Source organism: Paenibacillus spiritus, from assembly GCF_008710135.1.
Classification (GTDB): Bacteria; Bacillota; Bacilli; order Paenibacillales; family Paenibacillaceae; genus Paenibacillus_AQ; species Paenibacillus_AQ glufosinatiresistens.
The window spans coordinates 102,402-118,298 of record NZ_VYKK01000017.1 but is presented as its reverse complement, the minus strand read 5'-3'; the positions used below and the strand labels follow the sequence as shown (position 1 = coordinate 118,298).

Here is a 15,897-nt window from a genome sequence, read left to right as displayed (position 1 = left end):
TAACCAGGGGGTTTTTCCAATGTCTATTCTAAGGGGTGCACTTCATGCAGCCCTCAAGGTCTGAATATTTTTATCTCATACTTCGATTACCATTAGCCCGTCTACATACGATTCTATTGAGGAAGTATCAAGCCACGGCGATTCATTTTCTCTGACTGTATAAAAGCGTAGTACAGCTTCTTCGTCGTCAAAAGAAAGAATGAGAATGAACCTCTTGTTTGGGTTGAACTGCTTGTAAAGGGTAGCCGCCCAAACTTCTATTATCTTTGTTGCAAGCATAAATACTTGAAACGGACTAGAATTTTCAGAGAAGAAATCATTCAGATGAACATGGTTATAATCTGCTTCAAATGCAGTTCTATCAGGAATGAACTGATTCGGTGAGAACTGACTCGGCATATTATCGTTACTATCTTGCCTTAGTAGAACACATCCTTCCCATTCAAAAAATTCAGGAAAAATAATGTTCTTAGCAGTATTGAAGTTAATTTTAATTTCTGATTGTTTTTCTTTGTCCACTATTTCATCGAGAAACTTCTTCATCTTGGAATTTATTTTCAATCTAACACCTCGTTTATGGAGTATAAGGACTTTCCCCAAGATACTGCGTGAGACCAACATTTAACTTTTTAACAAAGTTAGGGTCTTCAAGCATTTTATTTACACTTTTCGGAGCAAGATTTCCACTTGAATCTAAAAACGCCTTTTTATTGGGGTCATACAAATACTTATTATTGTTTGCATCTTGGTAGTGAATCTGTCCTGCACGTTGTCCAGGGTTTGGATTCTCAACATCAATCCTCGCCTTGCTACCGTTTTCTTTCCATATAGTTTTACTTGTAACTTGAACACCATTTGCCCCAAATGGACAATTCGTATTATGAACCCAAATACCAAGGTCACTGACGAAGTAGGTATGGAATTCATCGACTGTCATGTTGTAAACTGTGACGTGCTTGTGCAACATTTCAATACTAGTTATTTCGAGTGTATTCCCATCACTTTGAACAAGCAAGTCGCCAACCTTGAGGTCTTTAACGAATGTCCATCCCTTGTCCTTCACATAAAACGGATGATTGAATGTCGATTCTATTACTTGGTCGCCCACATGGATTTGATAAATTTCATCCGTCTCATGGTTCATTGTAGCCGTAACCTCTTTATAAGCTACCTCACCAGTCTCTTCATCCTTGGAAAGAACCTTATCTCCGACTTCAATGTCTTCGATATTCTTCTCCCCTTCGTCTGTTTGAGCTTTAGTACCCGCAACAAAGCAGTTACACCCTCTATTTGTGTTTCTCTGGGTGGAGCGCACAGCGGCTCCCAATGCAAGATAAGCAACATATTCTGCTTCAACGGATTTATAATACTCGCCAATTAAAGTTTCCCTCGCCCAGTCTGCATTGCCAGCACTATTTTTATAGGCACTTGTCCCTGTTAACAATCCGTACAGATAATTGTAATGATTTTCACTCATAAAAGAACCGAAATCGTAGTAATTCCAAATGAAACTCTTGTACAATTGATAATTTATATTCGTCTTGCTCGACCCGGTTTTCACCCTTGCTTCATCAATAAGGAGTCTAAGCTGATTGACCGCATAAGGCTCCCATGCCTTGTTCCCGGTGGGATCGAGATATCTTAATGGGTTATTGTATACATATGTATACAGGTTTAACGTTAAAGGATTATCAAATTGCCCTTCGACCGTATCCTCATTTAAGAAGCGTCCCATACTCGGATCATACCAACGAGCCCGCAAGTACTGCAGATCTGTTGAATCATCCCATAACTCACCCGCATAACGGAAAGGGTTATATACGGATTCCACCTGAGAAGTTATATTACCCCAAATATCATATTTATACTGGTTCAACAACGCTCCCTGCTGGCTTCTGATTTCCACCAAATCTCCATGTCCATTATAACCCGGATAAACCATACTTCCATCCGCATAACGAATTGCTTCTAGGCGCAGCCCTCTCAGATAACTGGCCACCAACTTCGGTTGACCTTTGACTACTTGCGCTTCTGCAATGATTTGATTTCCATCGTAGTAGTATCGAGTTGTTATACCGTCTACAATACGTTCGACCAGAAGTCCGTCCCCATTGTAATGATATTCTACTTTTTTTCCGTTTATTAGGGCTTGAGTTAACTGGTTTTGCGTGTCGTACTTATACTCTCTGTCACTCAGGGATTCCAGTCCCGTCCCTGAGACTAGCCCAGTCCGATTACCGCGGGAGTCATAGGTATACTTCTCTCCATTGTTCTCTGTGCTTGTCTCAATTCGGTTCAATTTATCATATCCAAAATTGTCCGTTATTGATTTGGGTTCTTCTCCCCCCAGCTGTGTCCAGATCCTCTCCTGAATGTTATTGTTCACATCATATTTGTACTCGTACTTATTTAATGTGCGGCCGGCTAGTTCTTCACTGCTGCGTGTTAAATCTATACCTGTATACTTATAGGAGTGTGTCAACCCTATATCTGTATCAACCTGGTCTATAACTCCATTTTTATTATAGCTATAGGTAACCATGGGGTTCTCGAGACTGGCGCCAACTTTGTATAATCTGTTCATTGCATCATACGAGTACTGAACATAATCTCCAAATGGTCCTGTCATTTCCGTGCGGTTTCCGTTTGCATTATACTCTGTAATTTGAAGCTTCAGTTGATCCGGATAGGTGACTTGCTTAAGTAACCCTGTGTCCGGTTCATACTGATAGGAGGTAGTTCCAGTATTATCACTCATAGTTAAGCGATTTCCTGCCAAATCATATGTGAATTCCACCGCTTCATCCGGGGCAATCCGCTTTTTCAGACGATTACGGTTATCATATTCATAAGATGTTATTACTCCGTTACGGTCTTGCTGTGATAGGAGGTTGCCCGCATTATCATAACTATAAGTAGTAAGCCGGCCTGCCTCATCCGTTGCAGTTAACCTCTCCCCAAGTTCATTATATGTGTACTGCTTTTTAGTCCCGTCCGGATGGGTGAGCGTAATTAGATTCCCCAACATATCATACTCATATTGGGTTGTCTCACTTAATGCGTTGGTTACCGAAATTAACTCATCATTATCATTGTATTTGTAGGTAGTGGACGCTGATTTTCCATCAGTATACTTCCACAACTCACCGTTCCCTTGATTGTAATCATAGCTGCCCAACAGGCTTATCTCGCTGTCGGAATTCTCCTTTTCCTCAACCTTAACTTTTTGTCCCCATTTATCATAGGTTTCAATCTGGGAGTAACCTTCCCCTGTAGTAGATGTCACTGTACGGACTTTATCATCGTATAATTTTATGGTTTTGGAAGCATCGGGATACTCCGTGGATGTAAGTCTATTCCAAGCGTCAAAATGGTATTGAGTCTTGTTACCTAGAGCATCCTGATCCCAATCCTTTCTTCCGAAGGCATCATATACTATAGATGATTTCCGCTTATAAATCCCCTTCTCAAAAATTCCACTCTCTAATTGCCATCCAAGGGCATTCCACTTCGTCTGACTGACCAAATTATTCTCATCGGTCACTGTTACAGTATTCAGCAAATCATCGTAGACAGCAGTAAGGTTGGATTGATCTGCATGGGTAACCTCTATTACTCGTCCTAATGCATCATATTTGTAAGAGCTGCGATTGCCTTTCCCATCTGTTGCAGATAATAAATCTCCCGTAGAAGAGTCATACTCTCTTTCCACCGAGATCGTACTTTTTTGTCCTTCAGCATCGTGTACATCCATCGTTTGCTTTTCAGCAAACGCGTGATTTGTAGCGTTATAGTCTGTCAAGACCGTAATATTCTTATCCTTATTACGAACAGTTTGAGAGAGAATATTCCCATAGTCATCGAATTTATCAAATGTGATAGATTGCAACAGTTCCCCTTCCGCATTATTCTTCCTTACGCTAATATTTGTAGTCTCCCCTTGAGGATTTCGTGTAAAAACAGTGAACCGGTAACTGCCCTCATTCGCGGGCTCCATTTTCGTTGATAGCAAGTGACGATCATCATAAGTTGAGGTAACATTATGACCTTGTGCATCTGTCGCTTTAGTGATATTTCCGTAGTCATCGTAGTCCGTAGTTTCTACAAGAATATCCCCATTTTGATTATTTGAGACGGTTATTTTTGTTGGTGTTTGAGCCGGATAGGAATGACCGTTCACATACTTTCCATATTCGTAACTGGTAGTTCTGCTAACTCCCCCACCACTCTGGACTGAGGATTCCAAAAAGAATCGTGCCGGTGTCTCCGTGTCAATGTAATCCTTCCGGTAATGGAACGAGGTGTCCGTGAGTCCGTCACTCAGTCGAGTCGAGAAATTCAAGTCTTGATTTCCCGAAGATCCCATGTCGGTCTCATTGTAGTTGATTGACTTTCGGTTATATTCTGATGATTGGCCGTTCTTATAAATGATACGATCCAGTCTAGAAGACAGGCGGTAACTTTCATTATACGATCTTTCCCCAAGATATCGTTTAACAGGCCCTTCCTCGAAGGTATACTCCGTAATTGCTCCGGTTGGATGCTGTACACGTGTCAGCAAAGCATATGGATTGGATACTGCTCGTTCAGCATAGTCACTCAACAAATTGAACCAGGCATTTTTGATTTGATAACTGTAGGTCGTCTTTCGCCCAAGCGGATCGGTTACGCTGCCCAACAATTCTACGCCTTCTTCAGTATGCTTGTTATATACAACAGTTCGATCACCAGATTTCAGAGTGACAGTCTCTGACGTATAATTAATTTCAATCGTGTTATCAATCGCATCTTTCACCTGACTCAGCAACTTGGAATTATAAATTGCATTATAGGTGTAAGCAAAGTTAATCGTATTGTTCTGAGAATCTGCAATTTGAATTAGTAAGCCATTGGAATTAAAATATTGTCTAGTCATCCCGTCGGAGCTAATCAATACGTTCTGTGATTGTTCTCCATTCACGTTTACTGACGTATCGGTAACAAACTTTACTCCCTGCCACTCGCTTTCTTTAAGCGCTCCGTTCTCAATAGTATAGCTCCCGCCATCTCCCGGATGAATAATATTCCTTCCGTCTTTAACTTCGACGAATGGAAGATTCCAGCTCCAGCCTTTCCCTATAGGATAAAGCTTATCCAGGGTTGGCTTACTGGTTGTATTAAAGTAATTTGCTCCTACCCCTGTTCCTATCACATATTGCTCAATTGAGGCGCTTGCTGGTGATGCTATATAATAATGGACAGTTTCGTTGCCTTCAATAAAGGTACTCCCAAAGGACATCCCGGAACGATTATTAAAGAAGTTTTGTTGAGCAACTGCATTTTTCTGCTGGTCAAAATCACCGCCATACATTACTTCTATACTTGAATTCTTTGTATCCTCGATTTCGCGAGGCTTCTGAAAGGCCTTCCCATATCTGGAATATATGTAGCGAACACGTCCTTTATCTGTAGAGGTCCATGGCGTATATCGATCCGGTGAATAATACTCAGCTTTTTCTACAGTACCACCATAATCCTGAGTATAGAGACGATTGTCCACAGCTTCTTTTCGAACAGTTCCAGAGTACTCCGCTTGGAAGGACTTGGTGCATACCCATCCAGGTGTTCCTTGAGTAGGACAAGTCTTTTGGGTAGTCGTCCCGGTTCTGGTCAAATCCCCTTTGTAACCATCCGAATCAGAGTAGGGTAGTGAAAGCGGGACTTCATCGCTATACACTTGTGCTTCCCAGGTTCCGTTCGGGTTGTATACCCCCGAAATTGTTCGTGTACGTGTTCCTGTGGCCACTTTACTTTGGGCTGCTGTGTAAGAACCCGTAACTTTGACAGCGCCAACTTTCTTAAGACTTCCGCTGTACCCGTTCCATGGAGGAATAGTATCTTGAAAGGAATTTACAGATGACGATCGCGAATCAGTCAGATATAAGGAATCACCCGGAACTTTATAATAACGATTGGAAAGAAGGTTAACTGCATTTTGCGCCTGCTCCTCAGTATCATATGTTTGGTCTATTGTTGGGTCTTGAAGAAGAGGACCCGAAAAGTGATCCATAATCCCGTCCGAGTTCTGGTCATATTGGATGAGCATATATTCTTGAACAAGCACATCATACTTCGTGATAACCGGAACTCGTATAGCATTATAGGTGACACGCCAAGCATACTCCGGATATGCATACGTAGTGTAATCATATCCCATATCAAAAAATTGAGCGTCTCCTGTGTTATATTGACGACTCAATGTAAACGAGAGGCCATTTCTCCCGGGCAGGGTTAAATCGTCGCTGCGGAGAGACACTCCTCCGCTTAAGGTGGAGATTGATTCGTTGTCTAACCCTACTGTGTAAGGCGCTTCGTTAAATGAAGTTTTGGAATACACCGGCGGTTTCTCCAGCACCGGATTTTCTGGTGCATCCAATGCAGAAGCACGTAACATAGATCTCTTATTGCTTAGATAAACACTATTATTAACGGTATCAGCAATTTCAGAAGATTTCGGTTCGTCATATACAACGCCAGTCACGCTGTTTAGCGGCACTATTGGTATATTCCGCAGTTCCTGAGGGACAAGCTCGCTGTATACTTCCGGAGTTACTTCAGCAGACGCATTTACTTCAGAAGGACTGAATAACAATCGTGTCTCTTCATAGCTAAGCCCCCGAACTTGGGATTGAAAGAATAGATTATAAATTTCATTTAAAGAATAGCCTTGGTCTAATTGGCTTTGTACAAACGTTTCTGTAGTTTGAAAACGTTCTAAGATGTCCGACATGGTTAACTGGTAAACTTGGCTTGAAGGTATAGTAGAATTATTAGTATTTGTCTCTGCTTTCACTAAAGAGATTGAAAGATCACCAAATAAGTTTATAGTTAGCAAGATGGACAGCAAAAGAGCTGTTACTCTGATTCTTCTTCTGTTTATCATTACTTGACCTCACTTTGTTTATGAACATAATTATTTCGACACTTTAAGGGGAGTTTTTACCTGGGTTAAATTTCCGTTATTATCATATATATATTCTATTCTGGACTTCCCATCTATAATAACGTAGTCTATTCGGCCAAGAGGGTCGTAATGATACTCATATATAGCACTTCCGGCCTTATCTACCGTTAAACTATAAGCATCAGCTAGACTATAGGCTCCTTTATAGCCAACAACCTTAATGAAGTATGTCTGGCCTGCTTCAACCTTAAAGAAGACTTCTTCCGTTATTCCAGTTCCCAATATCCCGGAGGTTATTAATTTTTGATCCTTATTATAAATGTAAATATCATAATCTTTACCTGATGGAACATCCAATACTACCTTTTCCCTTTCTGATAAAGAGGCTTTAAAGGAAAAGTAATCTACGTCCGTTGCAGAATTAATAAGAAACCCCTCCATATTGCTTGTGATCAGGGAATATGCTTGTTCGATTGTATTGTTAGGCTCTGCTATGTCAGGTACTATAAGATTCGTCCGGAAGGATGGAGTAGACCAGTCCAAGCCGTCTGAGACGAATACTCTAAAACTCCATGCACCCGCTTCAAGTTTATTGATAGAGTAGCTTTTGGAAGACCCTATCAACTTCCCGCTATCAAAAGCAACAGATGACCAGTTATCTCTGGAAGCTTGAATTTGGTAATAATTTTGTTGTTGTTCACTCCCATTAGAGTCACTATACGACCATGTTAAGTTGATTGATGAGTTATTTGTGAGTTCCTGCCCATCGTTATAAGAAGTGAATGAAGCGTAAGGCTTATAATTAGTTCGGAAGAAAAAGTAATTCGAGAATGGCATAGGCTCCCCTTTTTCATTCCTGATGCTTACTCTCCAGTAGTAAAGGCTTCCTTCCTTAAGAATCCCAGAGGGAAGCGTAAAATTTGTATTGCTCGAACTCACCCATTTTGAGTCATATAAAGGGACATGATTGCTTGATTCAACCACTACTTGATAAGCGGTCTGTACAGCATCGTTACTCTGCAATTTCCACATTAATGTAGGAGGAGTATCAATTGGTATGATGGGCGGAGAGTAACTATTGCCGGGACTGACGTTTATTGGAGCAAGCGGATTAACAAAGGTTTTGTATCTCACTCCAAAAGTAGTAGTAAATTCGACATATAAATTACTATCACTCCAACTAGCTTTATCTAGAGTTTTGAACTTTGTAGGATCGGGGACAAGTTCACTTACTGACAAGTTACAGACCTGTTCATAGTTAGTAGAAGAACGGGCAGTTTTCAATACGATATGATCTGTTACCCAAGTAATTCCGTAAGTGCGCCCTGTTGGAGAATTTCCAGAAACTGCAACCTGCCAGGGTGCCAGCGACACTTTTACGGAGCCATCTTTTGTAGTTGAATTCTGGTCCTTATCCTCCGTTTCAGGCAAGGTCGGATTAGGATTAGGGCTTTCCCCCAATTGAGCAAGCCCGTATCCGTATTGGTTGTCTCTTCCGGTTTCACCAAGGTCCATAGCATTTCGATCCAGTATTTCTCTCAATTCCTTATTGTTGAGGTTTGGGTGTTCCTCCTTCATTTGCGCCAACATACCGGTTACAAACGAAGTAGCTACGGATGTTCCACTAATTGTAGAGTAACTATTATTTATATATGCACTATGTATTTCTTCCCCTGGAGCCATTACTTCTAGCGAAGGACCCGTGGCTGAGAAAACAGAGCGTTTGTTCTTAGAGTCTATCGAACCAACCGAGATAACAGAGAGGTACTTAGCTGGGTATTGTATATTATCTTGGTTGCCATTGCTGCTTCCGTTATTACCTGCAGACGCTACTATTAATATCCCTTCCTGATAGGCCAAGTTAACGGCTTCATTTAAGGCTACTGAATTAATATCCGTAGATAAACTTAAATTAATAATGTCCATATCGTTGGCGATGCTCCACTCAATAGCTGAAATCACACTGGATAGCTTCCCATTCCCATCACTATCTAGAGCTTTTAAGGCGTACAATTCAGAATCAGGTGCTTGCCCTATTATCCCTATGCCATTATTCAATGCACCTATAATACCTGCGACATGTGTTCCGTGACCATGATCGTCATCATAAGAGGAAGTATACGAGACAAAAGATTGTCCTCCCGCTACTTTTAGATCCTGATGATGAAGGTCAATACCTGTGTCTACGATAGCTATTTTTATATTTTTTCCTGTAAAAGAACCTTCGGGGTTCTTTTGTATACCTTCTTCAGTTAAATTGTTGGAACTAACGGACTGAACATCTGCCTTTAATTCAATATCCGGTTCTATGGATTTTACTGCAGGATCTTTTTTGTACTTTTCAATTTCTTTATTGCTTAATTTCAATGAAACGGCATGAAGGCGCTTATGTTTTTTCTTAATCCTAGAATTAGGAAGTACATTTTCATTGATCTCTTGTTTGAACGTAACAATTACATCTTTTTGAGTTTCGGCGGCAGCCAGAGTAGTTTTTACAGGAGCCGCAAATCCTCCTATTAAAAAGCATACAAACAAAATGCAAAAAAATAATCTCTTTTTATCCAACCTATTCCCTCTCCCCCAGTTTTTATAAACACAAAAATAAATATATCTTAGAAATCAAAAATTTACGTTGGATTATTTTGTGTTGTTTAACAGCCCAAAATAAAACCGGCCCCATCCAGGGCCGGTTATCATTTGAATAATCTTATTTTTCTTCCCCTATCTTCCCGCCCCGCCGCACATCCAGGATATCCAGCACGAACACGAAGATCGGGATGCCGAGGATCAGGCCCCACACGCCGAGGTAATGCTCGGAGAACAGCAGGACGACGAGGGTGTAGAACATCGGCAGGTTCATTTTGGAAGCCATAAGCTTCGGATTGAGGAAGTAGCCCTCCAGGAAGTGCAACACGGCGATCATCACGAGCACGAAGACTACCGTCTCCAGGCCGCCGATGTTATAGCCGATAATGCAGAGCGGAATCAGCGAAATGACGAAGCCCGCTACGGGAATCAGGCTGAGCAGGAAGATCATGACGCCGAGCGCGAACAGGTACGGGAACTGCATAATAACCAGGCCGATAACGGTAAAGACGGTATTGAAGAGGGCGATCAGAATCTGCGCCTCGATCACTTTGCCGAACGACTGGATGAATTTGAGTCCAAAATACTCCAGCTCGTTGTAGAACCACGAGATTTTGCTGTCCTTCAGCCGGGCCGTGAACGCCACGATCCGGGATTTCTCCAGAATGAAGACCAGGCTTAAGATGAGAGAGAACACGAAGGTCGTGCCCCAGTTGCCGATGGCGGTGACATAATCCAGCCCGCGCTCCATATAATCCTGATAGTTCAGATCCTTGACGGTTCGGAACAGGTACTGGGCGAAGTCATTCTGGGGAATGTTCTCGGGAGTCAGATTATTGAGGAAATTGGTCAGCTGCTTGACCTGCACGAAGATCTTCGGCAAATAATGAATCAGCGCCAAGGTCAGCATCGTGACAAAAGCCAGATACAGAACGATGACAATCACCTTGCTGTTGACGCGGATATAGCCGCCGATGGCCTTGGACAGCATCACCTGAAAGCTGTTCATGATATACGCAATCAGAAAAGTCAGCAGCACCAGGTTCAGCATATCCCGAATGCCGTAGATCAACAGACCGATCAAAATCAGGATGGCGAACCGCCTCACGGTCAGATTGGCGGAAAACCGCTTCAGAACTTCCATGCTCTCTCTCCATTCACCTTGCAAATTGCACTTAGGTACAGTCTACCGTATGCCCTGCGCGTCCCGCAAATCGAATCTTCCCGAACCGGCCGCTTAACCTGTATAATACAAGAATTGGCCGCCCGGCAAAAGGACCGGTCAACTTCGCACAACAGCTTGACCATCAACTTAGACGGAGGCTTACCAGACTGTGACGAATCCCCATCCCCCGGACGCCCGGGCGCTTCCCGAAGCGAACGCCGCCTCATCGAGACGCCATTATATCTTGCAGGTCCTGACTGTATTTGTCGGGTTCCTGATCTTCGGCTTCTCCGAGAATATCAAAGGCCCGGCCATCCCCCGTATCCAGACGGAGCTCGGGCTCGGCGAGCTTGAGATCGGCCAGCTCCTGTCGCTCAATTCGCTCGGTTATCTGCTGGCCTGCACCTTTACCGCCTGGCTGATCCGCCGGATCGGCATCAAGGCCGTCTGTCTTATCAGCTTCGGCTCAATGGCCGTATCCGGCATCTTCATCTTCTGGTCCCATAATTATCCGACGCTGTCGTCGTCCTTCTTCCTCATGTGCATCGGCAACGGCATGCTGGAGATCGGGCTGGCCGTGCTGGGCGCGCGCATCTTTGTCCGCAACACAGGGACCATGATGAATCTGTCGCACTTCTTCTACGGACTCAGCTCCACCGTCGCCCCGATGGTCGCCTCGGGCATGATGACGCTGCACGTAGGCGGCAGACTGCTCGACTGGCGCGATGTCTATCTCATTATTCTGCTGCTGTCCGTACTGCCGATGATTCCGGCGCTGGCCGGCAAATTCCCGGCCCACAGCAACATGCCGGAGGACCGGATTCCGCTGAAGACCATTATGGGCGACCGCGTGATCTGGCTGCTGGTGGCGATTCTGTCGTTCGGGGTCATCTCGGAGATGGCCGTGGGCGGCTGGCTCGTCAATTTCCTCGAAAAAGCCTACGGCTGGAGCGGACCCTCCTCCTCGGCGATGCTGTCCGCTTTCTTCCTCTGCTTCACCCTCGGCCGGCTGCTGCTCGGACCGGTGACCGACCGGATCGGCTTCGCCCTGTCGCTCATTCTCTTCTCGGCCGTATCCGGAGTGCTGACCTTCGCCGCCATCTTCGCCGGCGAGCCCGGCGCCTTCCTGTTCGCCGCGGCGGGCGTCGGCATCGCCCCGGTCTATCCGACCGTGATGGCCCTGATTGCCCAGCGCTACCGGCGCGGCAGCGATGCCGTCATCACGTTCATCGTCACGCTGATGGGCGTCGGCAGCGTGCTCGGCAACTATGCCATCGGCGCGATTATCTCCGGCATCCGGCGGATGGTCTCCGGCGGAGACGGAGACAACGCCCTGCTGCGCGGACTTCAGGCCGGGTACGGCTTCATCGGGCTGTGCGCCATCCTGTGCGCCCTGTCTGCGATTCCGCTCTACCGGCTGCTGAAGAAGCGCGGCGAACTGCTGTAAGGCAGACGCGACGGCTTCGCGCCGCGGACTTCGATATATGGAATTAGGGGCGGGCTAATCCGCGCCCCTCCTGAATGCAAAAACAGACGGCCTGCGCTTGACACGCGGCCGTCTCTTTGGTCTGCTCTCTATTATTTGCCCTTATTTGCCCCATTCACCAGGTAACGCCTTACAGCATCTGATGGCTCGGCCTGCATTTTAACATAATCCGTCCTTTTATCTCCATCGGGGTCACTATACGTAATTTTTACATACAGCGTTCTAAAGATATTCAAAGTATGTTTATCCAACAACTCTTTGTCGAGTATAAAGCCCCTGAACAGGCTGATTCCATTCATATCCTCACCCGGATTAAAATTTACAGGCTTGTCATTGAAGGCGTTGCTTTGAAAAACATCACTCGTCTTCAGCCTCTTCGACATATCGGGATCCAAAGAGAAACTCATCAGAATATCTTTCATTGGCGTCCGCGGTTTGCGGATAAAGATCTCATAGACTAAACGGTCAGCGTCTTGTTCTTGACTTAAATCAACGGTTGCTGTCAACTTGTACCGGTCATTGGAAATCGTTTTCGAGAACCCTTGGTTTTCTTTCATATGTTCGGACAATGCGTTCAGCTCTTCCGTATATCTCCCGTTATGCCGATCACAACCGGTAAGTTGAATGAGAAGCACGAGCAGCGTGACCGCTATAAGTTTTCTTCTCAGAATTATGACCCCCTCCAAAAAAGCAAAGCCTCGTCTTACTCTGCGTATGTCCATTCTTCGCAGAACACTTCTTGCCTAGAAGGCACGAATACGGACAGCGGGAATAATTGGCCTTCACCGACAAAAACGGGCTTGTCAGTACAGAACGCGCCACAGATAGAAGGTGGCATACGCCTCCCAGCCTCTCCACCCTGCGAACAACTCCAGCAGTTCCGGCATCGTCGGCTTCCGGTCGGTCCCGAGTGTATGCCGCACCGCGTTGTGCAGTCCTGCATCCCCGATAGGAAAAGCGCTCGGATCGCGCAGACAGCGCATCCGCACATAGGCCGCCGTCCAGGGGCCGATGCCCTTGACTGCCGTCAGCGTACGCCCCGCATCCTCCGGCGACGCAAGCGCTAGCAGCTCTTCCCGGCTGAGCAGCCCTTCGTCGATCCGCCGGGCGACCTCGAGCACGGTCCGGGCCTTGCTTCCGCTCAGCTTCAGGCGCATCAGCTCCTCTTCGGTCACGCCCCGCAGCGCCTCCGGCTTCGGGAACAGCGGATAGCGTTCCCCCTCATACTCTCTCCATTCCCCGAACGCCTCGGTCAAGCGCTGCTTGAGCAAATAGGCAAAGGCAAGGTTGACCTGCTGCCCGAGAATGGCCCAGCAGAGCGCCTCGAACAGATCGGGGATGCCGACGATCCGGAGGCCCCGGTGGCGGCGCAGCAGCGGTCCGAGCACCGCATCGTTCTCCCCCCGCTGATAGAACGGCGCCAGGTTCCGGTCCAGATCGAACCAGTCCGCGACATATTCCCGCAGCTCCGCAAGTCCGGCTTCGGACGGCATCTCCCCGGTCAAGGATTCGGCGGCCAGCGTACCCGGCCGGGAGAGCGACAGCCGCACCGGAAGACGCAGACCGTCCGCTTCGATCAGGCGGATGATGCTTTGGTCCGCCGGATTCGTCCGAAACAGGCATTCCAGCGGCGTTCGGTCCAGATAAGCCAGACATTCTTCCCAGCTGAACAGCTCCGGCAGCTCCCGTTCAAAAAGCAAAACGCTCATGTCCGCCCTCCCTCACATTACGAATGCCTTCCAGCTGCAAAAGCTGCTGCTTCAGTCCAAGTCCCCCGGCATAGCCGGTCAGCGTGCCGTTCGTGCCCACAACCCGGTGGCAGGGAAGAAGGAGCGGGAGCGGATTGCGCCCGTTGGCCGTTCCGACCGCCCGCAGCGCCGCAGGCTTCCCGATGCTCTCCGCCAATTCCCGATACGTCCGGACCTCTCCATAGGGGATATCCGCCAGCGCAAGCCAGACGCTCTGTTGAAACGCTGTGCCCCGAAGATCCAGCGGCAGGTCTCCGAAAGCGGCGGGACGGCCGGCGAAGTAATCTGCGAGCCGGTCGCAAGCCCCCCATTCTGCCAAAGGACCGGGACCAACCGCGATGCTTCCTTCCGGGACATGCCGGCCCAGCCAGGCCAGCGCCGTCTCCTCCGGCTCGTGCCCGAACGACAGCCGGCACAGGCCCCGCTCCGTTGCCCAGAGCGTCCAGCTCCGGCCTATTCCTTCCATCCCGTGCTTGTATATCCGCGTCTTCATCGGTTCTCCTCCTCCGCGATGTCTTCTCCGGCAGCCTCGGCGGCTGCTCCTTCCCGCAGGGACAGCCGGTATTCGCTTGGCGTCATGCCCGTGCGCTGCTGGAACCAGGCGGCAAAATGGGAAGCGCTGCGGAACCCAGCGCAGCGCCCGGCCTCGGCTATGGGCCGCTTCCCTTCCGCCAGCAGCCCGCAGGCCTTCTCCAGCCGCAGCGCATCCGACCGGGCCGCCGGAGTCTGCCCGGTCACTTCCTTATAGATGCGGTGCAGATGCCAGGGGCTGACGCCCAGCTCCGCGGCCAGCTCGGCCAGCTTCGGCGGCCGGCCTTCCCCGGCCGCAAGCATAGCGTCGGCCTGCATCGCCAGGACGGCGTCGGGGCGTAGGGCCCCGTGCTCGTCGGGGCGGCATCTTTTGCAGGGACGGTAGCCGGCCTGAAGCGCCTCCTCCAGCGTCCGGTAGAACGTCACATTCTCCGGCTTGGGCGTTCTTGCCCGGCAGGAAGGGCGGCAGACGATGCCCGTGCTCCGAACTCCCGTATAGTACACCCCGTCATAGGCCGCATCGCAGGCAGTCACTGCCTGATACAGCCGGTCGAAGAGCGTCTGATCCATGTCGATCTCCTCCATGGCCCCATTATAGCGCATCACTCCCGCTTCTATAAGGTTCGCGGGCCAGGAGAGCAAGATCTCGACAGTCAAGCCGCTTACACATTTTCACAATAAAATTGGCATTTTCTCCTCCGCAAACAGGATTTTCCTCCTGCATTGTCGAATTGGTCAGCAGAATTCCGTGCGCAGCGCTGTCGTCCTGCGCATGACTTGGGGGGAAATTGATTCATGAATAAACTGCCATACGCAGAGATCCAGTCCGGGCTTCAGACCGGAGATCTGATTCTGTTCAGCGGACAATATGAAATCAGCAAGAAGGTGGAGAAGCTTGAAGGCAGCCCGTGGTCGCACGTCGCCATGGCCGTCCGCCTGCCGGAATTCCAGTACCCGCTTCTCTGGGAGTCCACCGCACTGACCGACCTGCCCGACGAGACCTACCAGGACCATATTCCCGGTCCGAAGCTGGTGAAGCTGGAGGACCGCCTGCGCTCCTACGGCAGCGATGTGGTGCCTTATGTGCCGCCGCGCTACGCCGTCCGGCCGCTGGTGATGGATCGGACGACGGAGATGCTGGACGCTCTTCGGCATCTGTTCACCGAAATTCACGGACTTCCGAATCCCGGCCAGTGGGAGATGATCTGGGAAGTAGCGCTGGGCCGCCTGTTCCACATCCGCTCCCAGCAGGACAACTACACCTGCAGCGAGCTGGTCGCCGAATCGTATATCCGCATGGGACTCTTGAGCCAGGACTCTGTCGTCAACGGCTTCATGCCGAAGGACTTCTCCTCGGACGGCAACCTCGAGCTGCTGAAAGGCCGGTTCGGCGAAGAAATCGAAATTTCGCTGGACCCCGAGAAAGAGCCGGTCTGAG

10 protein-coding genes are annotated in these 15,897 nt (G+C 47.9%); 2 read left to right on the top strand and 8 right to left on the bottom strand.

The genetic code is table 11. The features are described 5' to 3' along the window. Window positions 1–75: 75 nt before the first annotated feature. The 4 genes from F4V43_RS13515 to F4V43_RS13500 form a co-directional block, all read right to left on the bottom strand. Entirely contained in the window at window positions 76–561 is a 486-nt protein-coding gene (locus tag F4V43_RS13515) for a hypothetical protein (protein WP_150458774.1), read from the bottom strand. A 13-nt stretch (window positions 562–574) separates the two neighbouring features. Continuing rightward, window positions 575–6,922: a polymorphic toxin-type HINT domain-containing protein gene (locus F4V43_RS13510; protein ID WP_150458773.1), complete on the bottom strand. Its 6,348-nt coding sequence runs from the start codon at window positions 6,920–6,922 to the stop codon at window positions 575–577. A 30-nt stretch (window positions 6,923–6,952) separates the two neighbouring features. Next, complete coding sequence (locus tag F4V43_RS13505; RefSeq protein WP_191089578.1) at window positions 6,953–9,508, bottom strand: S8 family peptidase; 2,556 nt, start codon at window positions 9,506–9,508, stop codon at window positions 6,953–6,955. A gap of 142 nt (window positions 9,509–9,650) precedes the next feature. Beyond that, window positions 9,651–10,673 carry an AI-2E family transporter gene (locus F4V43_RS13500; protein WP_150458771.1) on the bottom strand — a complete coding sequence of 341 codons (1,023 nt, stop codon included), beginning with the start codon at window positions 10,671–10,673 and terminating at the stop codon, window positions 9,651–9,653. Between the two features lie 262 nt (window positions 10,674–10,935). On the opposite strand from F4V43_RS13500, the gene F4V43_RS13495 reads away from it, so the two are divergent. Then, complete coding sequence (locus F4V43_RS13495) at window positions 10,936–12,141, top strand: MFS transporter (protein WP_411898465.1); 1,206 nt, start codon at window positions 10,936–10,938, stop codon at window positions 12,139–12,141. A gap of 131 nt (window positions 12,142–12,272) precedes the next feature. Here the strand turns inward: F4V43_RS13495 and F4V43_RS13490 are convergent, their stop codons facing one another. The 4 genes from F4V43_RS13490 to F4V43_RS13475 all read right to left on the bottom strand — a co-directional run bounded on the left by F4V43_RS13490 (window position 12,273) and on the right by F4V43_RS13475 (window position 15,062). Beyond that, window positions 12,273–12,902 (bottom strand): hypothetical protein, encoded by a 630-nt coding sequence (locus tag F4V43_RS13490; RefSeq protein ID WP_150458769.1) that lies wholly within the window; start codon window positions 12,900–12,902, stop codon window positions 12,273–12,275. 81 nt (window positions 12,903–12,983) lie between these two features. Continuing rightward, the gene (locus F4V43_RS13485; protein ID WP_150458768.1) at window positions 12,984–13,889 is read right to left on the bottom strand and encodes a DNA-3-methyladenine glycosylase family protein; all 906 of its coding nucleotides are present in this window, start codon (window positions 13,887–13,889) and stop codon (window positions 12,984–12,986) included. After that, window positions 13,870–14,421, bottom strand: a complete 552-nt coding sequence (locus tag F4V43_RS13480; protein ID WP_150458767.1) for a methylated-DNA--[protein]-cysteine S-methyltransferase — start codon at window positions 14,419–14,421, stop codon at window positions 13,870–13,872. The genes F4V43_RS13485 and F4V43_RS13480 overlap by 20 nt, the downstream gene beginning before the upstream one ends. Then, window positions 14,418–15,062, bottom strand: coding sequence for a bifunctional transcriptional activator/DNA repair enzyme AdaA (locus tag F4V43_RS13475; protein ID WP_223879886.1), 645 nt, complete (start codon window positions 15,060–15,062; stop codon window positions 14,418–14,420). Before F4V43_RS13475 ends, F4V43_RS13480 begins: the two co-directional genes overlap by 4 nt. Before the next feature lie 192 nt (window positions 15,063–15,254). Between F4V43_RS13475 and F4V43_RS13470 the strand changes: the two genes are divergently transcribed. Continuing rightward, window positions 15,255–15,896 carry a hypothetical protein gene (locus F4V43_RS13470; RefSeq protein WP_150458766.1) on the top strand — a complete coding sequence of 214 codons (642 nt, stop codon included), beginning with the start codon at window positions 15,255–15,257 and terminating at the stop codon, window positions 15,894–15,896. The last annotated feature ends 1 nt before the right edge of the window (window position 15,897 follow it).

Bases quoted from the DNA above. Each gene is read 5' to 3' on its own strand.
- F4V43_RS13480 (WP_150458767.1), bottom strand. From the start codon at position 14,421: ATGAAGACGCGGATATACAAGCACGGGATGGAAGGAATAGGCCGGAGC.
- F4V43_RS13470 (WP_150458766.1), top strand. From the start codon at position 15,255: ATGAATAAACTGCCATACGCAGAGATCCAGTCCGGGCTTCAGACCGGA.
- F4V43_RS13510 (WP_150458773.1), bottom strand. From the start codon at position 6,922: ATGATAAACAGAAGAAGAATCAGAGTAACAGCTCTTTTGCTGTCCATC.
- F4V43_RS13475 (WP_223879886.1), bottom strand. From the start codon at position 15,062: ATGCGCTATAATGGGGCCATGGAGGAGATCGACATGGATCAGACGCTC.
- F4V43_RS13500 (WP_150458771.1), bottom strand. From the start codon at position 10,673: ATGGAAGTTCTGAAGCGGTTTTCCGCCAATCTGACCGTGAGGCGGTTC.
- F4V43_RS13490 (WP_150458769.1), bottom strand. From the start codon at position 12,902: ATGGACATACGCAGAGTAAGACGAGGCTTTGCTTTTTTGGAGGGGGTC.
- F4V43_RS13485 (WP_150458768.1), bottom strand. From the start codon at position 13,889: ATGAGCGTTTTGCTTTTTGAACGGGAGCTGCCGGAGCTGTTCAGCTGG.